Below are 24749 nucleotides of genomic sequence, written 5' to 3' on the forward strand. Positions count from 1 at the left end.
CCCGCCCATGATCGAGCGCCCCTCGGCCCGCCTGATCCTGCTCGATCCGCAGGACCGGCTGTTCCTGTTCAACGTCCACGATCCGCAGGTGTTCGATCCGGCCAATCCCTTCTTCGATCCCTTCTGGGTGATGATCGGCGGCATGGTCGATCCGGGCGAGGATTACGCCCAGGCCGCGGTGCGCGAGGCCGGCGAGGAGACGAAACTGCCGGTGATCGACACGCCGCGCTGGGTCTGGAAGCGCGAGCGTGTGATGAGCTGGCGCGGCAAACAGGTGCTGCACCGGGAGCGCTTCTTCCTGGCACGCACCGACCGCAGCGAGATCGACATGTCGGGCCTCGACGAGAAGGAACGGAGCTGGACGCTGGGGCATCGCTGGTGGACGGCCGACGAGATCGCCACTTCGAGCGAGCGTTTCGAGCCGATCGACCTCGGAACGCGCCTCGCCGTGCTCCTGGCGAAGGGACCGCCGTCGGAGCCGCTGGCCCTCTCCTAGAGACGGTCGCGATCCTCACGCTCGCGCTTGCGCCGCTCCTGCTCTTCCGACGCGCCGCGATAGGCGCGCCAGGCCAGCACGAGTGCGACCAGGGAACAGGCCACGCCCACGATCATCGCCACTGGTTCCGCCTCACCCATCTCCAAGTTTCCTCAACGCGGCCTCGCCGGCCCGATGATCAGCGCCGCATCATGTCCTGAATGTGGCCTGGTTTCGGGCATGAAGGCGGCATAGATCAGCAGACCGATGCCAGCGATCCCGGCCAGGGCGAGGAAAGCCGCCGAGTAGCCGGCGGTCACGACGATCAGCCCGGCAAAGGTCGCGCTGAGGGCGGCTCCGAGCCCCAGCGCCGTCGCAATGGCGCCCTGGCTGACGTTGAAGCGGCCCGTCCCTCGCGTGAGGTCGGCGACCACCACCGGGAACAACGCGCCGAAGATCCCCGCGCCGACGCCATCCAGCGCCTGGACGCCCACCAGCCAGTAGGGATCGTCGGATACCGGATAGAGCGCCCCGCGCAGCGCGAGGATGGCGAAGCCGGTGAGGAACAACGGCTTGCGCCCCCAGTCGTCGGCCTTGGCGCCGACGATCAAGGCGGCGGGAATCATGACGAGCTGGGCGATGACGACGCAGGCCGCCATCAGCGTCGTTCCCAGCCCTTCGTTGGCCAAAGCGAGCTTCTGGCCGACGAGCGGCAGCATCGCCGCATTGGCGAAGTGGAACAGCACGACGCAGCCGGCAAAGATCAGCAGCGGCCGGTTCTCCAGCAGGACCGAAAGACCGGCGGGCTTGGCGTGGCCATGGTGGCCGCCGTCGTCCAGGCCCCGGGCCATGTCGTGATCGATGGCCTTGGCAGGCACGGCAAGGGTCGCGGCGATACTGGCGATGGCCATGGCGGCCATCAGATAGAAGACCGCGATCGGCCCCATGACGTAGGCACCCGCCCCGGCCAGCACGGCCGCGACGGCGTTGCCCGCGTGGTTGAACGCCTCGTTCCGGCCCGTGCGTCGCGTAAAGGCCTTGGGCCCCATGATGCCCAGCGTGATCGCGGCGATCGCCGGCGCAAAGATCGAACTCGCGACCCCGGCCAGCGACTGGGCGACCGCGACAGGCAGGAAACCGGGCGCAATCGGCAGGACGAGACAACAGGCGGTCACGAGGAACGCCGCGATGATGATCGCGGCGCGCTTGTAGCGCGTCACGTCGATGAAGTTGCCGGCCGGCGTCTGGGCAAGGATGGTCGCGACGCCGCCGATCGACATGACGAGGCCGATGCTGGCGGCGTCCCACTTCTGGACGGTCAGGAGATAGATCGCGAGATAGGGTCCCAGGCCGTCGCGGACGTCGGCCAGGAAGAAATTCAAGGCGTCCAGTCCGCCCTCTTGTCGCGTCATGCCGACTTGCCCCCGAAAAATTTTGTTACGGCCCGATCGCTCCAGGGAAGTCGATTGTCCGAACCGTGAAACCCGACATGCCCGCCCCGCGTCGGCAGCAACGGCAGCAGCGCTCCGTTGCCCGCCCAGTCGTAGCGGCTGTAGAGGACGCCTGGAATCCAGGGATCGTCCAGCGCCGCCAGCACCAGGGTCGGCACGCGGATCCCTCCCATGAAACGAACCGGCTTGCAGCGCTCGTAGTAGTCGTCTGCGCCGGCAAAGCCGTGACGCGGCGCGATGAAGACGTCGTCATACTCGCGGATGTCGCGGGATCCGAGAATGGCCGACCTCTCGCTCTCCTCCAGGCGCGCGCCCGGCGCGGTAGCCTCGATCTTCATCTGTCCGAGAAGGCGGCGGTGGTAGACGACGTTGCGCCGTTCCAGCATCCGGCGGCATGTCACGGCCAGGTCGATCGGAGCCGAGACCGCAGCCGCGGCGAGCACGGGCGCGGCCGTGCCCTCCTCCCCGAGGTACTTGAGCAGCATCGCCGCCCCCAGCGAATAGCCGACGGCCCGGACGCCATCGGCCTTTAATCCGACGGGGAGGTTCGCCAGCAGGCTGCGAAAATCCTGGCTGCGACCAGCATAGTATTGGCCTGCGCAGGTCGCGCGCGACGGCCCCGCGCCCCGCAGGTTCACCCGCAGGACACGCTCGCCTGCGTTCAGCAGAAAACGGGCCATGCTGACCATGTAGGAACTTTCCTGCGAGCCGGTCAGACCGTGGATCAGGATCGTGAGTGGCTTGCCTGCAACCGGCGCCGAGGGCTGGTCGAGCGTGCAGGCCAACCTGTCACCCGTCCCGTCATTCAGATCGACCGTCAGCCTCTCCGAGGTGTGCGGCGCTAGGTCTGCAGACGGCGGCTTGAGAAAATTGGCGAGCGTCTGGAGATCGGGTCCCCACCAGGGGAAACGCGGACGGAACGGCGGGAGTTGGAGGCTCACGCCTCCATGATATCAAGCCGGTCGAAGAATTTCTCCACGGCAAGGTCGCACCACGGCCGCGCGCTGTCATGCGCGTGGAAGCCGATATGCCCGCCGGCGGGCGGCATCAGCGGCACGAGCGACGGGTTATCCGCCCAGTCGAACGCGCGATAGTATTCAACCGGAATCCATGGATCGTCGCATGAGGCGATGACCATCGTCGGCACGCGGATCTCGGGCATGAAGGCGAGCGGCGAGCAGAGTTCGTAGTAGTCCTCTGCGCCGCGAAAGCCATAACGCGGCGAGATGAACCGGTCGTCGTACTCCCACACGCTGCGCGCCGACCGGATGATCTCGCGCTCTTCGGGCGAGGTCAGCGCGCCGGGCGCCAGCGCCTCGGCCTTCATGTCGTTCAGCAGATAGGTGTGATAGAGCCAGTTGCGCGCGCGCATCATGTGCTTGCAGGTGCGCGCCAGATCGATCGGCGCACAGATCGTCGCGGCGCCCCGCAGGGGCGAAAAGGATCCTTCCTCGCCCAGATACTTGAGGAGCATCGCGCCGCCCAGCGAATAGCCGACGGCCACGATGCCGTTGCCCGTCAAATCGTCGGGAAGCTGGGACAGCACTCGCCTGAAGTCGGCGGTGCGACCGACATGGTAGTGCTCGCGGCAATGGGGCCGCGAGGGTCCGCAACCGCGCAGATTGAGCCGCAGGACGCGATATCCCCCGTCCAGCAGGTGACGTGCGGCATTGAGCATGTAGGCGCTGTTTTCGCTGCCCGTGAGCCCATGAATGAGAATAGCGAGCGGGCGCGCCTCCACCGGTTCGACCGGATGGTCGAGCATCCCGAGCAGGATGTCGCCCGTGCGGTCGCCCATCGCGAATGCCATCCGCTCACTGGTATGGGGCGCAAGATCGCACACGCGGCCCGACGTCAGCCTTATGGCGATGGTCTGCAGATCCGGCCCCCACCACGGAAACCGTGGCTTGAATGGCGGCAAATCGAGGGAATCGATGGACGGGGGCACGGCGGGTCCGTATTCACACTTTCGTTTCGATGAAAACGTTCGCCGCCGCACCAAGTTCCACCCTGCTGGGGGTGTTGTTCGCCGTCGCCGCCGCCATCGCCTTCAGTACGGCGGGTGTCATCGTGCGCCGGATCGATCTTCCGGCCTGGGACGTCTCCTTCTGGCGCTCCGCTCTCCTCGTCGGCACCATGCTGCCGCTCCTGGTTTGGCAGCGCCGGCGGGTGATGATCGATATCCGCAATGGCGGACCGGCGCTGTTGCTGAGCGCCGTCCTGCTCGCCGGCAGCTTCGTGAGCTTCATCCTGGCACTCGGGCTGGCCCCGGTCGCCAACGTGCTGATCATGTTCGGCGCGACTCCCTTCATCACCGCGATTGCCGCGCGCCTGTTCCTGGGCGAGCCGCTGCACCGCCACACCGTCCTCGCCATGCTCGCAGCGGTCGCGGGCCTGGCGATCAGCGTCGCCGGCTCCCTGCAGCCCGGCGCCCTCGCGGGTATGGCCGTCGCCTTCATCGTCGTGCTGTGCATGAGCGGCAACTACGTCGTCGTCCGCCATCGACGTGACATCGGCATGACGCCCTCGATCTGGCTGGCCGGCCTGATCTCCGGCCTGGTGGCTCTGCCCTTCGCCCACCCCGGGAACGTCACCTGGGAGCAGCTGCCGTGGCTGTTTGCCCTGAGCCCGGGGCAGCTCGCGGTGGGCCTCCTGCTCTACATGGCAAGCCTCCGGCGCATCCCGGCAGCGCAGGCAGCCCTGCTGGGACTGCTCGAGCTGGTGCTGGGACCGGTCTGGGTGTGGCTGTTCGATGGCGAAAAGCCGGACGATCTCACCTTGTTCGGTGGCGTGATCGTGATCTCGGCGGCGGCGGTCAATGTGTGGCTGGATTCGCGGCGATCCACTGGCTAAGAACCGGACATGACCCAGAATACCAAGGGCCCGCTGTCGGGCATTCTCGTCGTCGATCTCTCCCGCATCCTGGCGGGTCCCTACTGCACCCTTCTGATGGCCGAAATGGGCGCCCGGGTGATCAAGGTCGAGCCGCCCAAGGGGGGCGACGACGCCCGCGCCTATGGTCCCTTCGTGAACGGCAAGTCGACCTACTTCGCGTCGGTGAACCGCGGCAAGGAGAGCATCGCGCTCGACCTGAAGAATGACGAACACCGCAAGATCTTCGAGCAGCTCCTCGAGAAGGCCGACGTCGTCGTCGAGAATTTCCGTCCCGGCACGATGGAGAAGCTGGGCTATGGCTGGGACACGCTGCACGCCAAGTATCCCAATCTGATCTACGCCTCCGCCTCCGGCTTCGGCCACACCGGTCCCAACTCCAAGGATCCCGCTTACGACATGGTCATGCAGGGCCAGGGCGGCATCATGAGCATCACCGGCAACGAAGGACAGCCGCCGAGCCGGGTCGGCATGTCGATCGGCGACATCGGCGCCGGCCTCTACACGGCCGTCGCGGTGAATGCGGCACTGGTGCACCGTCTCAAGACCGGAGAGTCCACCAAGGTCGACATCGCGATGTTCGACTGCCAGCTCGCGCTGCTCGAGAACGCGATCATGCGCTACACGGTCGAGAAGGAAATCCCCGGTCCGCTCGGCGCGCGCCACCCGACCATCACCCCCTTCGAGGCCTTCGCAACTTCCGACGGCTCGATGATCATCGCGGCGGGCAACGACAGCCTGTTCATCAAGATGTGCGAGGCGCTCGGTCGTTCCGATATGGCGACCGATCCCGCCTACACGTCGAACGCGCTGCGCCAGAAGAGCCAGCAGAAGCTCAAGCACGAAATCGAGTCGGTCCTGAAGACCAACACGACCGATCACTGGATCGGCGTCGTGTCCAAGGGCGGTGTGCCCTGCGGCCCGATCAACAATATCGCGCAGGCCATCGAGCATCCCCAAGTCGCCGCACGCAACATGCTGGTCGACGTGCCCGATGGGAGCGGCGGCACGCTGAAGCTGGCCGGCAACCCACTGAAGATGTCGGCCTTCCCCGATCCGACCACCCGGCCGGCCGCGCCGGACCTGGACGGCGACCGCGACGCGATCCTCTCCTACCTCGGCGGTTGAGCCCGTGAGGCTGGTGGTCCGCGTCGCAGCCTTTCTCGGAAAGTTCCTGCTCGGTACGGCGCTGGCCCTCGCGGTCTTCCTGGCCGGCACCTACTTCCACATGCGCGGGGCCCTGCCGAGCTATGCCGGCCAGCTCGAGGCCGCTGGCCTCAAGGCTCCGGTCGAGATCCTGCGCGACAAGAATGCCGTACCGCACATCATCGCGGGATCGATCGAGGACGCGTCCTTCGCCCTGGGCTATGTCCATGCCCAGGACCGGTTCTGGCAGATGGAGCTGATGCGCCGTATCGGCCAGGGACGTCTGGCGGAACTCGTACCACCGGCCGTGGTCGGCCAGGGACTGGTCGACAGCGACCGCACGATGCGCGGCCTCGGCGTCTACCGGCGTGCCACGGAGAGCGTCGGCGCGCTCTCGCCCGCCATGCGCACCCGTCTGGAGGCATATGCCGCGGGCGTGAATGCCTGGATCTCCAACGATGCCCAGCAGTACGGGCTGGAACTCTCGCTGATCAAGCTCCTGTCCGGCGGCCGCTACCGACCCGAGCCGTGGCGGCCGGCGGATTCGCTGGTCTGGGCCAAGCTCATGGCGCTCGGCCTCGACGGCAACTGGCGCGCCGAACTCCTGCGCCTGCGGCTGTCCCAGAAGATCGGCGAGGACGGCGTCAAGTTCCTGATCGAGCCGTCCGGCGACAGCAAGGACTCGACGCTTTCGATGGTCATGGCGGCGACCAAAGACATCGACCTCGATCGCATCTTTCGCGGCACCGACAGCGAGGTGACGCGCAAGCGCGAGGCCTCGAACGAATGGGTCCTGTCGGGCGCCCACGCGGTCTCGGGACGCCCGCTTCTCGCCAACGACCCGCATCTCGGGTTCAGCTTTCCCGGCGTCTGGTACCTCGCCCGCCTGGTCGGACCGGGCTTCGACATCCGCGGCGCCACCTCGCCGGGCTCACCGGCCGTGGTGCTGGGCCACAACGGCACCATCGGCTGGGGCTTTACGACCACCAACCTCGACAGCCAGGACATCTTCATTGAACGGGTCGATCCGACAGACCCCAACCGCTACATCACGCCCGACGGCGCCCGCCCCTTCGCGGTGCGCGACGAGACGATCAAGGTCGCCTGGGGCGAGCCCATCACGATGCGCGTGCGCGAGACGCGGCACGGGCCGGTGATCGACGACTTCGTCCGCCGCGGCGACAACCTCACCCCGCAGGGACATGTCCTCGCGCTGCAGGCGACCGCGCTCGACGGCGCCGACACCTCGGCCGAGGGCTTCGCCCGCGTCGGCTCGGCGCAGAACTGGGAAGAATTCCTCTCGGCGGCACGGCGCATCGTCTCGCCGATGCAGAACATGGTCTATGCCGACACGTCAGGGAACATCGGCCTGATCTCGCCGGCGCGCGTGCCGATCCGGCGCAAGGGCGACGGGTCGATGCCGGTGCCGGGCTGGACGTCGGAGTTCGACTGGGCGGGCTACGTACCGTTCGACGACCTGCCGCGAGTCTATAATCCGGGGGTCGGCGTGATCGTCAACGCCAACGGCCGCCTCGTGCCCGACGACTACCGTCACTTCATCAGCCGGGACTGGGCCGAACCCTATCGCCAGCGCCGCGCCGCGCAACTGCTGGGCGAGGTCCAGCGCCATCCGGTCTACGGCATGATCGTCATGCAGGCCGACAATCTCACGCTCGACGCCGCGGAGATGCTGCCCTACCTGCTGAAGGGCACGTCGCGCAACGCCCGCGCCGCCCAGGCCCGCGAGCTGCTCGCGCGGTGGAACATGTTCATGATGGCGAGCCGGCCCGAGCCGCTGATCTACGACGCCTGGCTCGCCGAGTTGCAGAAGGGCCTGCTGGGCGACGAGCTGGGGGAGGATCTCTATGCCTCCCTGGCGGTGCCCAACGTCCCGCTGCTGGTGCGAATCCTGCGCGACAAGCCGGGCTGGTGCGACGATGGCGGCACCCGCCAGACCGAGTCGTGCGAGGACGCGATCGCCCTGGCGCTCGACCGGGCGCTCGACTGGATCGCACGGCGCCAGGGGCCCGACATGACCAAATGGCAATGGGGTCGCGAGCATCTGGCCGTGCATCGCCACCCGTTGTTCGACGGCATCCCTTTGCTGCGCGACATCGCCTCGGTGCGCTACCCGTCCGACGGCGGCAACCAGACGCTCAACCGCGCCTCGCCCTCGTTCCGCGGCAACCGGCCGTTCGATGCCGTCCACGGCGCCGGCTATCGCGGCATCTACGATTTCAGCGATCTCGAGAACAGCCGGTTCGCGACGCCGCTCGGACAGTCCGGAAACATGCTCTCGCCGTGGGCCCGCAACTTCGTCGAACCGTGGCAGAAGCTCGCTTACATCAACATCGGCGGCACCCGCGCCGAGACCGCCCGCAGCGCCATCGGCACGCTGACCTTGTCGCCTCCCTCGATGCGCTGAGGATCAGGCCTCGAGCGTCGGCGTGCGGCGCGCCAGCAACTTGTCGATGCGCCGCCCGTCCATGTCGACGATCTCGAAGGTCCAGCCTTCGTAGGTGAACTGCTCGCCGGCCACCGGCAGGTGGCCAAGCTGGGCCAGCGCAAAGCCCGCGATCGTATGGAACCTGGTGCTGACCGGCAGCTTGTCGAGCTGCAGCCGGTCCAGGGTCGCATGGACGGGCGCCATGCCGTCGATCAGCAGCGAGCCATCCTCCCGCTCGACCACGTCGGGCCCCTCGCCCAGCACCTCCGGAAGATCGCCGGCCAGCGCCTCGAGCATGTCGGCCTGGGTGACGATCCCCTCGATGCCGCCATACTCGTCGACGACGACGGCAAGCCGCACCGGCGACTTCTTGAAGAGCTCCAGCACCTTGAAGATCGGCATGGCCTCGTGGACCATCAGCGGTACGGCGATCACCGCGCCCGGATCGATCGCGCCGCCGCGCAGCATCTGGTTCAGCAGATCCGTCTTGGTCACGGTGCCCAGCAGATTGTCGATGCTGCCCTGCCCCACAAGCATCTGCTCGTAAGGACTTTCCAGCACCGTCCGCACGATCTCGTCACGCCCGTCGCTGGTGTCGATCCAGTCGAGTTCCGTGCGCGGCGTCATGATCTCGCCGATCCGGCGATTGCCGATCTCGAGCGCGCGGACCATGACCTCTTCCTGGGCGTCCTGCAGCAGGCCGGCATCCTGGCTGGCCTCGACCAGGAGCTTCAGCTCCCCGGGCGAATGCAGCGATTCCTCGCCCGTCCCGGGCCGCAGGCCACACAGCCTGAGGACCAGATTTCCCATTCCGTTCAGCACCAGGATCGCCGGGCTGAGCAGCCACCGGAACAGGCTGAGCGGCCGCACCACCCAGAGCGCGGTGCCCTCGCTGCGCTGGAGCGCGAGGCTCTTGGGCGCCAGTTCGCCCAGCACGATGTGCAGCGCCGTGATCAGCAGGAAGGAGATGCCGACGGCGATCGCGTAGGCGCTGACGCCGGCTGTCGTGCCCCAGAGTCGCGCCAGGGGCTCTTCGATCAGGTGTGCGATCGCCGGCTCGCCGATCCAGCCGAGCGCCAGAGACGAGATCGTGATGCCGAGCTGCGTCGCCGCGAGGTTGGAGTCGAGATGGTCGAGGGCGCGCACCAACGCCTTGGCATTGATCCGCCCCGAGGCGGCGAGTTCGATGACCCGACTGCGGCGGACGGCCACCAGCGAGAACTCGGCGGCCACGAAGAACCCGTTGGCCGCGACCAGCACCAGGACCGCCAGCAGACCTCCCGCGTCGGACATGCCCCTCTCCCTTTATCGCGGTTTGTCGCCGGCCAGCGTGATCCGGTGCATGACGCGCCGGAAGCCGTGATAGTCGTTGATCGGATTGTGCATGGCGCAGCGATTGTCCCAGAACGCCAGGGATCCCGCTTCCCAGCGGAAGCGGCAGGTGAACTCGGGCCGCGTCTGGTGCTCCCACAGGAAGCGCAGCAGCGGCAGGCTCTCCTTCTCCGTCCAACCCTTGATGTGCGCGGTATGGGCGTCGGACGTGTAGAGCGCCTTGCGGCCGGTTTCGGGATGGGTCCGCACGATCGGATGCTCGGCCGTCATCACCTTGAGCTCGGCGCCGGCGGCCTTCATGCGGTCCTCACGGGTCTTGGTCACGTCGGCCTTGGCCGAGGAGCTGACTCCGATCAACCCGTCGAGCGTCGCCTTCAGCCCGTCCGACAGCGCCTCGTAGGCGAGATACTGGTTGGCGAACATCGTGTCGCCGCCGAAGGCCGGCACCTCGCGCGCCAGCAGCATGCTGCCCATCGGCGGGACCGGCAGGTAGGTCGTGTCGGAATGCCAGATGCCGCCGAAATTGTTGCGCTCGTGCTCGAGCTTCACCACCGGCGTGATCATCTGCGATTCCGGGAGCCCTTTGAGCTGCGGATACTCGATGGGGTCGCCGAACTTGCGCGCAAAGGCGAGCTGCTGCAGCGGCGTCACGGTCTGGTCGCGCAGGAAGATCACGAGATGGTCCAGGAAGGCCTGGCGCATCTCGGCCACGACCTCGGCGTCGAGATCCTGCGCCATGTCGACGCCGTGGATCTCCGCGCCCAGCGCCCCCGCGATCGGCCTCACTTCGATGTGGCGATAGTTTCGCATGTCTACCTCTTGGCCCATGAGGGCGTGGTCTTCGCCATGAAATGCCGGATGCCTTCGGCGGCCTCCGGTTGGCGCAGCAACCCGACCAGGTTTCCCGCCGCCTCGTCGAGCACGTCGAGATCATCCTTCTTCGCGCAGGACTGGACCAGCCGCTTGGCCACGGCCAGCGCCTTGGGCTCCATCCGCAGAATGTCGTCCAGCAGGCTCTCGAGCGTCGCTTCGACCTCCGCCCCGCTCGCGCAGAGATGGCGCCCGACTCCCAGCCGGTACGCCTCGGCGGCATCGATCACGCGGCCGGTCACGGCCAGATCGCGCACCGGCCCCTCGCCGAGTCGCCGCACCAGGAAGGGGATGATCTGGGAGGGGATGAAGCCCACACGGGGTTCGGGAATCCCGAAGCGGGCGTCCTCGCGGAGGATGACGACGTCCGAACAGCAGGCCATGCCGAACCCTGCCCCGACGGCCGAGCCTTCGACGACGGCGATGGTGGCTTGCGGCAGCGCCTCCAGCGCCAGCAGCGCGTTGCCGAACTGACGATAGGTCGGGAGCAGCGGGTCGGTGCCGCCCGGCGGCACGGGCGGCAGGTCGGCCATCGTGTCGAGATCGCCGCCGGCGCAGAAATGCCCGCCGGCCCCGCGCAGCACGAGCACCCGGCAGGCCGGATCGTTTCCGACGCCCACGAAGGCGTCTTCCAGTTCCAGCATCATGCGATGCGTCAGCGCGTTGCGCCGCTGCGGCCGGTTCAGCGTCAGGTATGTGACGGCGCCCTGCCGGTCGATCTTGAGGAACTCGTAGTCGGCCATGGGCAAAGTCTTAGCGAGCGACTATCGTGCCAACAAGATGATGCGCTTCGCGGTTCCGCTGCTCGCGGCTCTCCTGTTCCTGACGAACGCGGTCCGCGCCGACGACTGGGCCACGGTTCAGACGCCCGCGCCCGGCCCGACGCAGTCGATCGGTTTCTATACCGCCGGATGCCTGCAGGGCGCCCAGGCGCTGCCGCTGGAGGGCCCCGGCTACGAGGCCATCCGGGTCAGCCGCAACCGCTATTGGGGCCAGCCGGTCACGATCGAGTTCATCAGGACCCTGTCGGAGAAGATCCGGGCCGCCGGACAGGCCCATCTCTACATCGGCGACATCGGCCAGCCGCGCGGCGGTCCCGCCCCGTCAGGCCATGCCAGCCACCAGATCGGGCTCGATGCCGACATCTGGTTCGAGCGCCAGCCCGGGGCGCGCCGCGCACCGGCCGATCGCGAGAATCCGCGCCTGCGCTCCCTCGTGCTGGCCGACGACAGCGGCATCGACGACTCGGTGTTCAACGAGCAGCACGTCTTCCTGCTGAGGACGGCGGCACAGATGCCGAATCTGGACCGCATGTTCGTCAACAAGTGGATCAAGCAGCGGCTCTGCCAGACGGTCGGGGGCGACCGCTCGTGGCTGCGCAAGCTCGTCCCCTGGTACGGGCACGATTCGCACTTCCATGTCCGCCTCTACTGCCCGCCGGGCAATCCGCAGTGCCAGCCGCAGGCCGACTATGCGCAGGATGACGGTTGCGGCGAGGCGCTCGAATCGTGGTTCCGCAAGGCGCCGGTCGTTCCGCCGACCACCCCGCCCAAGCCTTACCGGCCCAAACTGCCGGCGGCCTGTACCGCAGTGCTGAACGCCCGGTAGTTAGCCGATCCCGCCGCAGCGATTGGCGCGCTGGCGGGCCTGGACGTCGAGCCAGTCGAGACCGCCCACCGTGCCCACGCGGATCCAGTCGACCTGGATCGTGCCGTCGGGCACGCGCTTCACGACGTAGCGCGATTCCGCCTGGGGGGCGCTCTGCGGCACGTACAGGACCGTCGTCGTGCCAGGCGCCGAAGACGGCTCGATGTTGACGACGAACCCGCTGGCGGCCGGCGCGGCAAGGCAGGTCACCATCGAGTCATAGGGAACCGTGTAGACGCTGGACCAGGCCGGCACCGGCTTGGGCGGCGTAATCGGCTCGCTGCCCAACTTGTCCACGGTCGAGCACGCTGCGGCGGCGAGCGAAAGAAGTGCGGGAACCATCACGTGCTTGAACATCACTCACCTCCGGAAACGGCCCTATTCTACTCGCCTTGGCCGAGGAGTGAACCGGCCCGGCGCGAGGAGCGAAAGAACCACTGGAACACCTGGAAGCCGATCACGAGGTAGACCGCCGACAACCCGAAAGCGAGGGCCAGCATGTCCCAATGGACCGTCTTCTCCAGCATGATCGAGCGCATGCCCTCGAAGATGTAGGCCGGCGGCAATCCCCAGGCGATGACCTGCAGCCAGTGCGGCAGCACGGAGATCGGATAGTAGACCCCGCTCACCGGCATCAGCACGAACACGGCCGCCCAGGCGAAGCTCTCCGCACTCTGCCCCACCCGCATGACCAGGCCCGACATGGCGAGCCCGATCGACCAGGAGAACATCTGCAGGATCACGAAGAAGGCGAGCAGCGGCAGCCCGAGCGTATAGATCGAATAGCCGAAGAACGCCCAGGCCATGAGCGACACCGGGATCATGCCGAGCAGCGTGCGAAGCAGCGATGCGATGATAATGCCGGCGGCCAGTTCCCAGGAGCGGATGGGACTGACGAAGAGATGGCCGAGATTGCGCGACCAGATCTCCTCAAGGAAGGCGATCGAAAGCGAGAGATTGCCGCGGACGACGACTTCCCAGAGCAGCAGCCCGGAGAGGAGCACCCCGGCGGCCTGCGCCACGAACGAGGCTTGCGGCAGCAGGTACTGGGTCATGAAGCCCCACATCACCATCTGCACGGCCGGCCAGTAGATCGAATCGACCAGGCGCATCACCGAGCTGCGCCAGAGATAGATGTGGCGCAGCACGAGGGCGTAGATGCGGTTGAAGGAGCCGCTCATGGCTTCGCCCCGTCGGGCTTCAGGGCGTCGAGGCCCCGGGCACGGCCGCGCGCCATGTCGAGGAACACCTCCTCCATGTCCTCGCGGCCGAACCGATCGAGCAGCTCGCGCGGACTGCCGCGCTCGAACACTTTGCCCGACTGCAGCAGGATCACGTCGTCGCACAACCGCTCGACCTCGGCCATGTTGTGCGAGGCGAGCAGGATCGTGGCGTGGGTCTCGCGCTGGTAGGTTTCGAGGTAGCCGCGCACCCAGTCGGCGGTGTCCGGGTCGAGCGAGGCGGTCGGCTCGTCGAGCAGCAGCACGTCCGGCCGGTTGATCAGCGCCTTGGCCAGCGCCACCCTCGTCTTCTGGCCGGCTGAGAGCTTGCCCGCCGGACGGTCGAGGAAGGCCGAGACCTGCATGTGCTCGGCGATCTCGTCGATGCGACGGCGGAGATCCTTCACGCCATAGAGCCGGCCATAGAACTGCAGGTTCTGGCGCACCGTCAGGCGATGCGGCAGGTCGACATACGGCGAGGAGAAGTTCATGCGCGGCAGCGCCGCATAGCGCCGCCGCAACATGTCGATGCCGAGGATCTCGATCCTGCCGGCCGTCGGCTCCAGCAGCCCGAGCAGCATGGCGATGGTGGTGGTCTTGCCCGCGCCGTTGCCGCCGAGCAGCCCCAGCACGGCCCCGCGCGGGGCGGAGAAGCTCAGATCGTCGACCGCGACGATCTCGCCATACACCTTGCGCAGGTGCTGGACCACGATGGCGGGAGGTGTGGGCATGCCGGCATCACAACGCCTTGACGGCGGCCTCGATGCGATCGAGCCCCTTGCTCAGCCGCTCCGCGCTCGACGCGAAACACAGGCGCACATTGCCCTGCCCGCCCGGCCCGAAGGCCTCGCCGGGCGCCAGGCCGACCTTGTACTGCTTCGCCATCGTCTTGCAGAAGGCCAGCGTGTCGCTGACGCCGTCGACCGAGAAGAAGGCGTAGAAGGCCGCGTCCGGCCGCGCGATCCTGACCTTCGGCAGGGCGGAGAGACGCTGGAACACCAGCTCGCCACCCGACCGGCAGCGCTCGACCATCTCGTGGACGAAATCGTCGCCCTGCTCCAGCGCCGCGACAGCGCCCTTCTGCAGGAAGGCGGGAACGCCCGAGGTGTTGATCTGGACCAGCTTGGCAAACTGGTCGCCCAGCGCCGCCGGATGGGTGAGCCAGCCGAGGCGCCAGCCGGTCATCGCCCACGGCTTGGAAAAGCTGTTGAGCACGATGACCGGATCGTCCGGCCCGGCCAGTTCGAGGAAGGACGGTGCCACCTGCCGGCCATCGGGCCGCTTCGTATAGATCAGGCGGGCGTAGACCTCGTCGGCCATGATCCAGACGCCGCGCTTGCGCGCGAAGTCCAGCAACGCCGCCTGCTCTTCTGTGGACATGGTCCAGCCCGTCGGATTGCCCGGGGAGTTGACGAAGATCGCCCGCGTGCGGTCGTCGACGGCGCCGAAGACCTTCTGCAGGTCGAGCGTCCATCCGCCGGTTGGCGTGCGGTCGAGGGCCACGTACTTCGGTACGCCCCCCACCAGCTTCGTCGCCGACGTGATGTTCGGCCAGATCGGCGAGACGATGACGACATTGTCGCCGGGATCGAGCAGAAGCTGGCAGGTCAGCAGGATGGCCTGCATGCCGCCGGTCGTCACCGTGAGGCGTTCCACCGGACATTTGATCCGGTAGAGCCGCTCGGTATAGGCCGACAGGGCACTGCGCAGTTCGGGAATACCCCGCTGCCACGTATAGAATGTCTCGCCCGCCTTAAGGCCCTTGGCCGCGGCCTCGCGCACGAAGTCCGGCGTCACGAGATCGCTCTCGCCGAACCACATCGGCACGACGTCGGGGTCGCCGAACACGGTCATCGCCACTTCGGAAATGGGCGTTTCGGCCAGGCCGGCGGTGGCGCCGCTCAGCGAAGCCGGGAGGCCCGGCGCGACAAATCTTGGGTGGTCCTGCATCCTGCGGACGTACCGCATCGTTCCGAATTGCGCCAGCCATCCGCCTGCACGACAATTGTTGGCGGCGAGGCCCAACCCTACTAATCACAGGAGAAAGCCATGAAGTATCCACTCTGCCTGATTGCGGCCGCCCTCCTGCTGGCCGGTTGCGTGCATGGCGACAATGTCGAGCGTCTGCAGGCGGGAATGGACCGCGAGCAGGTCCGGGCGGTCATGGGACCGCCCGAAGGATCGACCTATACCCCCGGCAAGGATTGCGCGTACTACACGGTTCTGAGGGACTTCTGGAGCCGCACGCCGTGGTCGATGTCCGACCGCTACTACGTTTGCTTCACGGACGGGAAGGTCGAGACCTACGGCAAGGCCACCCAATCGGCCCAGATGACAGCGCCATAGGCTGGCGCTACGCTACCGTCAGGGAGAGACAATGCATTCACATCAGGATGACGGGCAGATCGCGCAGTGGCTTGGCGATCGCCAGGACAGCCTCTATGCCGACGGCCGTCGCTGCGACGAGATCCAGTATCTGCAGTGCAAGCTGATCCTCAAGCCCGATCGTTTCACGTCGGCCCATGTGTTCAAGGAATTCGCTGCCCTGGTCCAGCGCGCCGCGGCGACCACGGGCGTCGGATACCAGCACACGCCCAAGTCCCAGCAGCGGCCCGAGGTGCGCGAGGTCCTCTTCCTCGATACCGGCGGCTACCACCTCTACAACAACAACTTCATCGTGCGGCGCCGTATCGCCTACCAGGACGGCTTTGCGATCGGCGATCCCGAAATCGTCTTCAAGTATCGCAGCGACAACATGGCGAAGGCCCAGGCCCTCGACGTGCGGCCGCGCATCGACGGCAAGTACAAGATCAAGTTCAAGCTCGAAGTCATGCCGCTCAAGGAGAAGATCGGCGGCATCCGGCGCCTGCTGTCGCACAATGTCGAATTCGGCCTCAGCCAGGCCCCTCAGGCCGCGCGCATCGTGATGTCTTCGCTGGGCAACATGTCCCTGCCCGAACTGACCCAGATCTTCCCGACGCTGGGCGCGATCTCCTGCGACGGCCCCAACGACATCTCCCTCGTCAACCAGACGATCGTCGAGGAATTGCTGCAGGACATCTGCCTGCTCGACTTCGGCCATCACACGGCGGCGACCGCCAATCTCGGCCTGTGGCGCGCGCGCGGCGACCACCACGCCTTCGTCGGCGAGTTCGCCTTCCAGCTCAGGTTCACCGGCCCCGAGGACATCAAGCACAAGTCGTTGAACCACTGCGAGCGCTTCTTCCTGGAGCTGCAGCAGGTCGCCGCCGACTGGCTGACGCTGACCACGACCAAGACCGGCGCCGTGTACCGGCTGAAGGGCAATCCGCCGCAAGCCCACGAATGAGCGACGCCGAAACCTCTGCACCACCGCCGTCGCTCGGAAAGCTCTTCTGGGTCTTTCTGGTCATGGGCGCGACGAGCATCGGCGGCGGCGTGGTCGCCTATCTGCGTACCGGCCTGGTCGTGCGCCAGCGCTGGCTGGACGACGTGACCTTCGTCGAATTGCTGTCGATCAGCCAGACCCTGCCGGGACTGAACGCCACCAACATGTCGATCCTGGTGGGCGACCGCCTGCGCGGCGGCATGGGTGCCCTCGTCGCCACCCTGGGCATGTGCATTCCCGGCGCCAGCCTGATGATCGCGGCCGGGCTGCTCTACGGCGCGGGCGGAGACGGCCCGTGGTCAAAGGCCTTCCTGCACGGGATCGCCGCGGGCGCGGTCGGCCTCATCCTGGTCGTCCTGGTCCAGCTCGGCGCCAAGACGCTGAAGACCTACGCCGACTATGTTTTCGTGGCAGCCACCGCCATCGCGGTCGCCTTCTTCAAGGTCCCCGTGCCCTACGCGTTGATCGCGGCCGGGATCGTCGCCATCTGGTGGCACCGGCCGCGCGACAAGGACATCCGGTGAAGCAGCTCTGGGACCTTGCCGGCGTCTTCGCCTACCTGTCGTTGCTGACCATCGGCGGCGGCATGGCCGCCTTCCCCGAGATGAAGGAACTCACGGTCGACACCTACCACTGGGTGACGTTCCCGGAGCTGCTTCACTTCTACAGCCTGGGTCAGCTGGCGCCGGGTCCGAACATGATGATGGTCGCGTCGATCGGCGTCACCGTCGCCCATATACCGGGGGCGCTGGTGGCGCTCGTGGCGTTCTTCCTGCCGACCGGCCTGCTGACTTTTTTCGTGGGCCGGCTGTGGACGCACCTTGCCACCTGGCGCTGGCGGCCGGCGATCCAGACGGGGCTCGGCTCGGTCGCGGTCGGGCTCGTGCTGGCGGGCGCCATCATCATGGGGCGCGGCGCCATCACCCACATCTTCTTCGGCGTGATCGCGCTGGTCGTCTTCCTGCTGCTGTGGCGGACGAAGATCAATCCGGCCTACCCGATCGTGGCCTCTGGCCTGGTCGGGATGGGCCTGCACTACTTCAACATTGCGTAGCTAGCGAAGGCTGGCCGTCTCTGCCAGGACTTCCGGGTCCTGCTCGCAGCTGTCTTTCGAGACGCCGATAGCCACCACCCTGTCGCCGACCCGCAAGCAGCCATTGCGCCAATCGCCGGACAGGGACGTCCCTGAAATCGTGACGGTGCCAAAGCCGTTGGCCAGATCGTTCGCGTAGGTGCCCTCGAAGCGATCGGTCTCGTTCCAGACGTACCGCCCCGCCCCTTCCCGACGACCCTGCCGGTAGGTGCCCTCGAAGCGATCGATGGGCTCCCGGTGCTCGGTCCATTGGACGATACCAATCCCTTCCTTCAGGGCTGCGCGGCACGAACCGCTCCAGGTCGCCTTGTCCCCTCTGTCGGGATGCCAGTCCGCCATTCGACAGCCCACGCCGGGCTCGAAAATCCAGTTTCCGGCTTCGCACGGTGTGTCCCAGCTGATCTGGACGGAGTCGGGCTCCTCGGTCGCGCAATCGCTCTTTTCGGGCGCCAGCGCGAGTTGCTGCGCCACAACGGGCAGAACCGTCAGCATCAGGGCCGACGAGACGAGCACGGGCAAAATTCTCATGGCGACCTCGACCACTACGCAACCATCAACTGAAACGCCGCCCGGCAGCGGCCGTTGCATGCAACGTTGTGGACCAATCCGCATTAACCAACGAACTTTCCCAACCCCGAGGAGTGTCCCCATGAAGCTCGTTCTGTCGCTCGCCGCGGGTTTTGTCCTCTCAGCCACGATGGCCGTTGCCCAGATGCCGCCGAGCACGGGAAACTCCACCACGCCCGCCGCTCCGCCGGCAGGGATGCCGGGCTCCGCCCAGACGGCGACTTCGGCGCGTACGCAGATCGAAGCCAGTGGCTACACCAACATCAAGGAACTCAAGCGCCGCGACGACGGCTCCTGGCAGGCGCTCGCCACCAAGAACGAGACCGAAGTCGCCGTGACGGTCGACACCAGCGGCAGTGTCACCCAGATGTCGCGCTGAGTAGCGGATCGAACGATGCTCACGTGAGGGTCGGCATGCTATGATGAGGCATGTCGATCCTTCTGCTTGGCCTAGCGCTGTTCATCGGCGTCCATTTCTTCACGACACTGCGCGAACCGCGGGCTGCCGTGATCGGTCGCCTGGGCGAAGGCGGCTACAAGGGTCTCTATTCCCTGCTCGCCCTGGCCGGCCTGATCCTGATCGTCGTTGGCTTCGGGCACTATAGGAGCGCGGGGTACATCCAGGTCTGGAACCCGCCCTTTCGCGCCTTTCATCCCATCGCCGCAGCGCTCCTGTGGTTCGCCTTCGTCGCCCTCGTTTCGACCTACGCGCCGCCGAGCCGCATCAAATCCCTTCTCCGGCATCCCATGCTGGTCGCCGTTAAGGCGTGGGCCCTCTCACATCTGCTGGTGAACGGCGACCTGGGTTCGATGCTGCTGTTCGGCAGCCTGCTCGCCTGGGCCGTCTATGACCGCATCGCCGTCAAGCGCCGGGGAGATGCCGGCGCTCCGCGGGTTGGCTGGTCCAGGAACGACCTGCTGGTCGTGGTGATCGGCACCGCGGCCTATGCCGCGATGATCTGGCTCCACGATTCGCTGATCGGCGTCGCCGCCGCCTAGTGGTGGTGATGACCGTGGTAGGCGTGGTGATGGCTGCCGCCGAACCGGTCGATATGTAGCGGCTGCTTGGCGAGCCCGGGGCAGAAGGTGTTCACCACCTTCTCGAGCTTGTCGTAGAGCGCCTTGGCCGGCTTGCGGCCGCGCTCCAGCCGCTCGCGGGCCTTCTCGGCCTGGCGCGCGAGCTGCACCATGTCGACGTTCAGGAGCTTGCGGTCCTCGAGGATCATACGACCGGCGACCATCACCGAATGCACGGCCGCCCCGTCTTCCGTGTGCACGATCTGGTTGGTCGGATCGTTGAACGGGATCCAGTTGATGTGCCCCAGGTCGAGGAACACGATGTCGGCCTTGTAGCCCGGCTCCAGCTTGCCGATTTTGTCGCCCAGCCCCAGGGCTCGCGCACTGCCGGCCGTCGCCGCGTGCAGCACCTCCTCGGTCGTGATCCACGCGCGGTTGTCCGGCCCCTGCACCTTGGAGACCATCGAGGCCAACCGCATGTTCTCGTACATGTTCTGATTGTCCGAACAGCTCGCGCCATCGGTGCCGATGCCGACATTGACCTTGGCATCCAGCATGCCGCGCATGTCGGCGATGCCGTTGCCCAGCACCATGTTCGAACCGGGATTGTGCGAGACCGAGGCGCCCTTGTCGCCCAACAGCTTCATGTCGTCGCCATCGAGCCAGACGCCGTGCGCCACGGTGAATTTCGGCCCGACCAGCCCCAGCGAATCCATGTAGGCGGTGAGCGAGGTACCGTAGAGCCGGTAGCCGGCGACGACCTGCACCTTCGATTCCGAAACGTGGGTGTGCAGGCCGGTATCGTAGTCCTTGGCGAGCTTCAGGCAGGCCAGCAGGAATTCCCTGCTGCAGTGATGCGGGATGGTCGGCGCCACCGCGAGATGCACCCCCTGCCGGTCGAGCTTCCAGCCGTGCAGCGCCTTCTTCATCTGCTTCACGCTCGCCTTGTAGGGCGAGAATTGATACGCCTCGACCTGCTTCTGCAGCGAGGGCGGCAGCTGGTCCATCAGCCCGGGGATGGCCTGAAAGAAGCTGGTGTCGGCCACCATCGGCGCCAGCATGGCGCGCATGCCGACATCGGCATAGGCCTGTCCGATGGCAGCCAGCCCTTCCGCCGTCGGCATGGGAAACTCCGCCGCGAGGTCATAGGCAGCCGTGCACCCCTTCATCACCATCTCGCACGCGCCGATCAGGCTGGACAGGTACTTGTCCTCGAGGGTGCGCGCGCCGCTCATATAGGGGCCCGCCGTCAGCAGCAGCTCCAGGGTCACGCGGTCGACCATGCCCTTGGCGAGGTTGCCGTGACTGTGCGTGTGGCCGTTGATCAGGCCGGGATGAAGCAGCTTGCCGCCCGCGTCGATCACGGTGGCCGATTCCGGCGCCGACACTTTCGCGCCGATCTCCACAATGGTGTCGCCCTTCACCAGGATGTCGGCCTTGGGCGCTGCATGGCCCTTGATGTCGACCACGCGGCCGCCGCGGATAACGGTCATCGACTCTTTCGGCGATTTCGCCATGTCACACTCTCCCCTTGCGCGGCCGGTCAGGCACCCGGCGTCGTATTGCTGCTCGACCACGGGAAGAACACCCGCTCGGCTGCGACCACGATCTGGAACAGCACCACGCCCATCACCGACAGGATGATAAGCGCCCCGAACGCCACAGGCACCTTGAAGAACGCCGTCGACGTTTGAATGAGGAAGCCCAGCCCGGCGTCGGCATTGACGAACTCCGCCACGACCGCGCCGACGACGGCGAGCGAGATCGCGACCTTGAGGCCGGCGAAGATGAACGGGATCGCGTACGGCAGCCTGATCCGCAGGAGCTCGCTCAGCTTCGAGGCGCGGCAGGCCCGGCTGAGCTCGATCAGTTCGGGCGGCACGGACAGCAGCCCTGTCGCGATCGAAATGACAAGCGGAAAGAACGCCACCAGCACGGTGATCACGATGCGCGGCAGCTCGTTGGTGCCGAGCAGGACCACGAGGATCGGCGCCAGCGCCACCTTCGGGATCGACTGCGTCCAGACGAGGAACGGATAGACGGCCGCCGCGATCGCGGGCGATGCGGTCAGCACGACGGCCAGCGGCAGGCTGATCAGGATCGACACCACGAAACCCAGCATGACCGTCTTGAAGGTCGCCATCGTATGGCCGGCCACGGTCGGCCCGATGGCCATCGTGTCCTTCCAGATATCGCTCGGCGCCGGCAGCAAAAAGCCCGGAATACTGAAGGCGCGACAGGCGCCTTCCCACAGGAGAAACAGGCCGGCAGTGGCGATCAGAGGCACCACCACCTCGTACAGGGCCGCGCTCTTCTTTCGTCGTCGGGGCGGCTTCTGCCGCTCCTCAAGCGGCGGCGCGGCCTGAACTGACATGGCGTGTCCCGAAGATGAGTTGGCGGATGCGATGGCTTGCCTCGTGGAATTCCGGCGTGGCCTCGGTTTCGAAGCTGCGCGGGCGCGAAAGGCCGATGTCGATGATTTCCGCGATGCGTCCCGGCCGCGGCGACATCACCACCACTCGGTCGGCCAGCACGACGGCCTCGGTGATCGAATGAGTCACGAAAAGGACGGTCTTGGGCCGCTCGCTCCAGATGCGCAGCAGCTCCATCGTCATTTCCTCGCGCGTCAGCGCGTCGAGCGCCCCAAAGGGCTCATCCATCAGCAGGATGTCCGGATCGTGCACCAGCGCCCGGCAGATCGCGACCCGCTGCTGCATGCCGCCCGACAGCTCGCGCGGCGACTTGCTCTCGAATCCCGTGAGGCCGACCAGCTTGAGCAGCGCCATCGCCTTGTCGGTGCTGGTCGAATCGATGCGGTGCATCATGCGCAGCGGGAACAGCACATTGTCGAGCACGCTGGCCCAGGGGAGCAAGGTCGGCGCCTGGAAGACGATGCCGGTTTCCGCCCGCGGCTCGGTGATCTCCTCGCCGCCGATCGAGGCCCGGCCCGCCGTCGGCAGGATCAGCCCGGCCACGATGCGCAGAAGCGTGGACTTGCCGCAGCCGGAGGGGCCCACGAGCGTGATGAACTCGTTGCGGCCAATCTCCAGCGACACGTCCTGCAGCGCCGTGACCTGATCGCCGTCACGGCTGTTGAAGATGCGCGTGACCCGGTTGAGCGAGATCACTTCCCGCCCCTACTTGGCGACTTTGCTCGTGTCGATGGCGGCCTTGTAGTCGAACTCCGGCTTCAGCTCGTTGGCCGTGGCGATCGTCTCCCACGAGAATTTCAGACGCTCCGGGCTCTCCTTGCCCCAGCCGAATTCCTTGGTGTGGTCGTTGAAGACGAACTTCATCACCGCCTTCACGCTGCCCATGCAGTCGTCGAGCTCGACTTCGGGGAAGCGCGCGACATGCAGCTTGCAGGCTTCCTCTGGATTGGCGGCGGCCCATTCGAAGGCCTCCTTGGTGGCGGCCAGGAAACGCGTCACCAGGTCGGGCTTGTCCTGGATCATCTTGTCGGTGGTGATGAGGGAGGCGGCGTAGATCTTGAAGCCGACCTCGACGAAGGGCAGCGGCAGGATCTCCTGGCCGGCCTTAACCGCCGCCTTGTTGATGTAGTAGTAATGGATCGAATAGAACGGCGCCGCGTCGATGTTCTTGGCGATGAGCTGAGCAGCCATCGCGGCGCCATCCATGTTAGTCCAGATCAGCTTGTTGGGATCCGTTCCCGCCTTCTTGGCGACTTCGGGGAAGTAAAAGCGGTGGCTGTTGCCCGGCGTGATGCCGATCTTCTTGCCTTCCAGCCCCTTGAAGTTGGTGATGCCCGAACTCTTCAGCACGAACAGCGAATGCGGCGACTCGTTGTAGAGCACGGCGATGGTCTTGACCGGCACGTTGGTGCGCGCCCGCGCCGTCAGCACGGCGGCAATGTCGGCGACCCCGAAATCAGCCGCGCCCGAGGCCACCTTGGTGACGGTGTCGCCCGAGCCGTAGCCGCGCGTGATCGTGATGTCGATGCCGTGTTTGGCGTAGATGCCCTTGCTCCAGGCGCCGTAGTACATCGCGTGTTCGCCGGACGGGATCCAGTCGGTCTGGAAACGGACCTTGTCCTGCGCAATCGCCGGGGCTCCGAACAGGAACGTCAGGGCAAGCGCTGCCAATCCTGTACGTCGGCGAAACGATGATGACTGCATGAGGGCCTCCCCGGTCGTGTCCACGCGATCGAGGAAGCAATATCGGTGCCACGCCCTGGCCGCTAAGCGAGCCAGCCCAGAGTCGCCGCAACGAGGACGGCGTAGCGTGCCGTCTTGCCGATGCCGACCAGAAGAACGAACGGGAGCAAGGGCGTGCGCAAGGCGCCGGCCACCACGGTGAGCGCGTCGCCGCCGAACGGCAGCCAGGCAAACAGCAAGGACCAGATACCCCAGCGGGCATACCACCGCTCGACGCGTTCGTAGTCGCGCTGCTTCACCGGAAACCACGAGCGGTCGCGGAAACGCTCGATCAGGCGCCCCAGCACCCAGTTGACCACCGAGCCCAGCGTGTTGCCGAGCGAGGCCGCGAACAGCAGCGTGGCCCAATGGGTCGGCTCGGCAACCAGCAGGCCGATCAGCACCAGCTCCGACTGAAAGGGCAAGATCGTGGCCGCCAGGAAGGCGGCGGCGAAAAGGCCTGCATGGCTGAGAATGAAGGAGCCCGGGTCCATTGACCCTTCACTTACAGGATGGAGGTCCTTCGCGCAGCCGACGGCGGATGCCGGGAACGTGTTTCCGCATATTCATGCAACACCTTTCAGAGGCCGGCGTTGATCGCTCACAGCCTGAAACCAATGGAGGAATGCATGAAGAAGACCCTCATCACCCTGGCAGCGATTACCGTGACCAGCATCTGCGGCGCTGCCTTCGCCCAGACGATGCAGCCGAGCACGCCGGCCGGCCGCGACATGAACTCGATGCCGGGCCAGACCAGCAATCCGAACACCAATCTCCCGGCCACGTCGTCCAACGCCACGGCCGCCGAAGCCGCCGCCAAGTCGCAGCTCGAGGCCAAGGGCTACAACGGCATCAAGCTGCTGACCCGCGATACCGCCGGCAACTGGACCGGCAAGGCGATGCGCAACAACGTCGAGGTCGCGGTGACGCTCGACCCGTCGGGTAACGTCCGCGAGCAGTAGGAGCCACACCCTCCCAGCCTGCGGATCTGGCGGAGCGCCCTACCCCTCGTGGGGCGCTCCGTTCCCATGTCTCGTTCACGGTTTCAGCAATTGCGAGTGCCACGCTTCGC

29 protein-coding genes are annotated in these 24749 nt (G+C 66.5%); 12 read left to right on the forward strand and 17 right to left on the reverse strand.

The window, feature by feature from the left end; translation table 11 throughout:
* The first annotated feature begins 7 nt into the window (after nucleotides 1-7).
* A complete protein-coding gene (locus tag ACO07K_RS12375) occupies nucleotides 8-496 on the forward strand; it encodes an NUDIX hydrolase (RefSeq protein WP_422036234.1) in 489 nt (162 codons plus the stop codon).
* Here ACO07K_RS12375 and ACO07K_RS12380 read toward each other — a convergent pair.
* From ACO07K_RS12380 to ACO07K_RS12395, 4 genes are read right to left on the reverse strand one after another with little or no spacing between them, the layout of a single operon-like run.
* Nucleotides 493-636, reverse strand: coding sequence for a hypothetical protein (locus tag ACO07K_RS12380; RefSeq protein ID WP_422036236.1), 144 nt, complete (start codon nucleotides 634-636; stop codon nucleotides 493-495). The genes ACO07K_RS12375 and ACO07K_RS12380 overlap by 4 nt on opposite strands.
* A 12-nt stretch (nucleotides 637-648) precedes the next feature.
* Complete coding sequence (locus ACO07K_RS12385) at nucleotides 649-1887, reverse strand: MFS transporter (RefSeq protein WP_422036238.1); 1239 nt, start codon at nucleotides 1885-1887, stop codon at nucleotides 649-651.
* Nucleotides 1884-2867, reverse strand: coding sequence for a YheT family hydrolase (locus tag ACO07K_RS12390; RefSeq protein ID WP_422036239.1), 984 nt, complete (start codon nucleotides 2865-2867; stop codon nucleotides 1884-1886). The genes ACO07K_RS12385 and ACO07K_RS12390 overlap by 4 nt, the downstream gene beginning before the upstream one ends.
* On the reverse strand, nucleotides 2864-3874 hold the full coding sequence (locus tag ACO07K_RS12395; protein WP_422036241.1) for a YheT family hydrolase: 1011 nt from the start codon (nucleotides 3872-3874) through the stop codon (nucleotides 2864-2866). Before ACO07K_RS12395 ends, ACO07K_RS12390 begins: the two co-directional genes overlap by 4 nt.
* A gap of 29 nt (nucleotides 3875-3903) precedes the next feature.
* Here ACO07K_RS12395 and ACO07K_RS12400 point away from each other — a divergent pair, with 29 nt between their 5' ends.
* Genes ACO07K_RS12400 through ACO07K_RS12410 form a run of 3 tightly spaced genes read left to right on the forward strand, consistent with a single transcriptional unit; the run spans nucleotide 3904 to nucleotide 8389 of the window.
* On the forward strand, nucleotides 3904-4779 hold the full coding sequence (locus ACO07K_RS12400) for a DMT family transporter (RefSeq protein ID WP_422036242.1): 876 nt from the start codon (nucleotides 3904-3906) through the stop codon (nucleotides 4777-4779).
* A gap of 9 nt (nucleotides 4780-4788) precedes the next feature.
* Nucleotides 4789-5946 carry a CaiB/BaiF CoA transferase family protein gene (locus ACO07K_RS12405; protein WP_422036243.1) on the forward strand — a complete coding sequence of 386 codons (1158 nt, stop codon included), beginning with the start codon at nucleotides 4789-4791 and terminating at the stop codon, nucleotides 5944-5946.
* Between the two features lie 4 nt (nucleotides 5947-5950).
* A complete protein-coding gene (locus ACO07K_RS12410; RefSeq protein ID WP_422036245.1) occupies nucleotides 5951-8389 on the forward strand; it encodes a penicillin acylase family protein in 2439 nt (812 codons plus the stop codon).
* 3 nt (nucleotides 8390-8392) lie between these two features.
* Here the strand turns inward: ACO07K_RS12410 and ACO07K_RS12415 are convergent, their stop codons facing one another.
* The 3 genes from ACO07K_RS12415 to ACO07K_RS12425 are packed head-to-tail and all read right to left on the reverse strand — an operon-like array spanning nucleotide 8393 to nucleotide 11355.
* On the reverse strand, nucleotides 8393-9703 hold the full coding sequence (locus ACO07K_RS12415) for a hemolysin family protein (protein ID WP_422036246.1): 1311 nt from the start codon (nucleotides 9701-9703) through the stop codon (nucleotides 8393-8395).
* 12 nt (nucleotides 9704-9715) lie between these two features.
* Entirely contained in the window at nucleotides 9716-10552 is an 837-nt protein-coding gene (locus ACO07K_RS12420; RefSeq protein ID WP_422036247.1) for a TauD/TfdA dioxygenase family protein, read from the reverse strand.
* A 2-nt stretch (nucleotides 10553-10554) separates the two neighbouring features.
* On the reverse strand, nucleotides 10555-11355 hold the full coding sequence (locus ACO07K_RS12425; RefSeq protein WP_422036248.1) for an enoyl-CoA hydratase/isomerase family protein: 801 nt from the start codon (nucleotides 11353-11355) through the stop codon (nucleotides 10555-10557).
* On the opposite strand from ACO07K_RS12425, the gene mepA reads away from it, so the two are divergent.
* Nucleotides 11354-12220, forward strand: coding sequence for a penicillin-insensitive murein endopeptidase (gene mepA / locus ACO07K_RS12430; protein WP_422036249.1), 867 nt, complete (start codon nucleotides 11354-11356; stop codon nucleotides 12218-12220). The genes ACO07K_RS12425 and mepA overlap by 2 nt on opposite strands.
* Here the strand turns inward: mepA and ACO07K_RS12435 are convergent, their stop codons facing one another.
* Genes ACO07K_RS12435 through ACO07K_RS12450 form a run of 4 tightly spaced genes read right to left on the reverse strand, consistent with a single transcriptional unit; the run spans nucleotide 12221 to nucleotide 15447 of the window.
* Nucleotides 12221-12616: a hypothetical protein gene (locus tag ACO07K_RS12435; RefSeq protein ID WP_422036250.1), complete on the reverse strand. Its 396-nt coding sequence runs from the start codon at nucleotides 12614-12616 to the stop codon at nucleotides 12221-12223.
* A 26-nt stretch (nucleotides 12617-12642) separates the two neighbouring features.
* Entirely contained in the window at nucleotides 12643-13440 is a 798-nt protein-coding gene (locus ACO07K_RS12440) for an ABC transporter permease (RefSeq protein WP_298312850.1), read from the reverse strand.
* The gene (locus tag ACO07K_RS12445) at nucleotides 13437-14210 is read right to left on the reverse strand and encodes an ABC transporter ATP-binding protein (RefSeq protein ID WP_422036252.1); all 774 of its coding nucleotides are present in this window, start codon (nucleotides 14208-14210) and stop codon (nucleotides 13437-13439) included. Before ACO07K_RS12445 ends, ACO07K_RS12440 begins: the two co-directional genes overlap by 4 nt.
* A gap of 7 nt (nucleotides 14211-14217) precedes the next feature.
* Nucleotides 14218-15447 carry a pyridoxal phosphate-dependent aminotransferase gene (locus ACO07K_RS12450; RefSeq protein ID WP_422036254.1) on the reverse strand — a complete coding sequence of 410 codons (1230 nt, stop codon included), beginning with the start codon at nucleotides 15445-15447 and terminating at the stop codon, nucleotides 14218-14220.
* Between the two features lie 81 nt (nucleotides 15448-15528).
* On the opposite strand from ACO07K_RS12450, the gene bamE reads away from it, so the two are divergent.
* Genes bamE through ACO07K_RS12470 form a run of 4 tightly spaced genes read left to right on the forward strand, consistent with a single transcriptional unit; the run spans nucleotide 15529 to nucleotide 17900 of the window.
* Complete coding sequence (gene bamE, locus ACO07K_RS12455; protein WP_422036255.1) at nucleotides 15529-15825, forward strand: outer membrane protein assembly factor BamE domain-containing protein; 297 nt, start codon at nucleotides 15529-15531, stop codon at nucleotides 15823-15825.
* A 31-nt stretch (nucleotides 15826-15856) separates the two neighbouring features.
* Nucleotides 15857-16807 (forward strand): hypothetical protein, encoded by a 951-nt coding sequence (locus ACO07K_RS12460; protein WP_422036256.1) that lies wholly within the window; start codon nucleotides 15857-15859, stop codon nucleotides 16805-16807.
* Entirely contained in the window at nucleotides 16804-17370 is a 567-nt protein-coding gene (locus ACO07K_RS12465) for a chromate transporter (protein ID WP_422036258.1), read from the forward strand. The genes ACO07K_RS12460 and ACO07K_RS12465 overlap by 4 nt, the downstream gene beginning before the upstream one ends.
* Complete coding sequence (locus ACO07K_RS12470; RefSeq protein WP_422036259.1) at nucleotides 17367-17900, forward strand: chromate transporter; 534 nt, start codon at nucleotides 17367-17369, stop codon at nucleotides 17898-17900. The genes ACO07K_RS12465 and ACO07K_RS12470 overlap by 4 nt, the downstream gene beginning before the upstream one ends.
* Here ACO07K_RS12470 and ACO07K_RS12475 read toward each other — a convergent pair whose 3' ends face one another.
* The gene (locus ACO07K_RS12475) at nucleotides 17901-18467 is read right to left on the reverse strand and encodes a hypothetical protein (protein WP_422036260.1); all 567 of its coding nucleotides are present in this window, start codon (nucleotides 18465-18467) and stop codon (nucleotides 17901-17903) included.
* A 121-nt stretch (nucleotides 18468-18588) separates the two neighbouring features.
* Here ACO07K_RS12475 and ACO07K_RS12480 point away from each other — a divergent pair, with 121 nt between their 5' ends.
* Together ACO07K_RS12480 and ACO07K_RS12485 are read left to right on the forward strand one after the other, a co-directional pair.
* Complete coding sequence (locus ACO07K_RS12480; RefSeq protein WP_422036261.1) at nucleotides 18589-18885, forward strand: hypothetical protein; 297 nt, start codon at nucleotides 18589-18591, stop codon at nucleotides 18883-18885.
* A gap of 50 nt (nucleotides 18886-18935) precedes the next feature.
* A complete protein-coding gene (locus ACO07K_RS12485) occupies nucleotides 18936-19505 on the forward strand; it encodes an NnrU family protein (RefSeq protein ID WP_422036262.1) in 570 nt (189 codons plus the stop codon).
* On the opposite strand, the gene ACO07K_RS12490 is transcribed toward ACO07K_RS12485, so the two are convergent.
* The 5 genes from ACO07K_RS12490 to ACO07K_RS12510 all read right to left on the reverse strand — a co-directional run bounded on the left by ACO07K_RS12490 (nucleotide 19502) and on the right by ACO07K_RS12510 (nucleotide 24171).
* Nucleotides 19502-21040: an amidohydrolase family protein gene (locus tag ACO07K_RS12490; RefSeq protein WP_422036263.1), complete on the reverse strand. Its 1539-nt coding sequence runs from the start codon at nucleotides 21038-21040 to the stop codon at nucleotides 19502-19504. The genes ACO07K_RS12485 and ACO07K_RS12490 overlap by 4 nt on opposite strands.
* A gap of 26 nt (nucleotides 21041-21066) precedes the next feature.
* Nucleotides 21067-21897, reverse strand: a complete 831-nt coding sequence (locus ACO07K_RS12495) for an ABC transporter permease (protein ID WP_422036264.1) — start codon at nucleotides 21895-21897, stop codon at nucleotides 21067-21069.
* Complete coding sequence (locus ACO07K_RS12500; RefSeq protein ID WP_422036265.1) at nucleotides 21869-22651, reverse strand: ABC transporter ATP-binding protein; 783 nt, start codon at nucleotides 22649-22651, stop codon at nucleotides 21869-21871. Before ACO07K_RS12500 ends, ACO07K_RS12495 begins: the two co-directional genes overlap by 29 nt.
* A gap of 9 nt (nucleotides 22652-22660) precedes the next feature.
* Nucleotides 22661-23659 carry an ABC transporter substrate-binding protein gene (locus ACO07K_RS12505; protein WP_422036266.1) on the reverse strand — a complete coding sequence of 333 codons (999 nt, stop codon included), beginning with the start codon at nucleotides 23657-23659 and terminating at the stop codon, nucleotides 22661-22663.
* Between the two features lie 62 nt (nucleotides 23660-23721).
* Nucleotides 23722-24171: a YqaA family protein gene (locus ACO07K_RS12510; RefSeq protein WP_422036267.1), complete on the reverse strand. Its 450-nt coding sequence runs from the start codon at nucleotides 24169-24171 to the stop codon at nucleotides 23722-23724.
* 135 nt (nucleotides 24172-24306) lie between these two features.
* On the opposite strand from ACO07K_RS12510, the gene ACO07K_RS12515 reads away from it, so the two are divergent.
* Entirely contained in the window at nucleotides 24307-24639 is a 333-nt protein-coding gene (locus ACO07K_RS12515) for a hypothetical protein (protein WP_422036268.1), read from the forward strand.
* Nucleotides 24640-24749: the final 110 nt, after the last annotated feature.

Source organism: Reyranella sp. (assembly GCF_965228225.1).
Lineage (GTDB): Bacteria > Pseudomonadota > Alphaproteobacteria > Reyranellales > Reyranellaceae > Reyranella.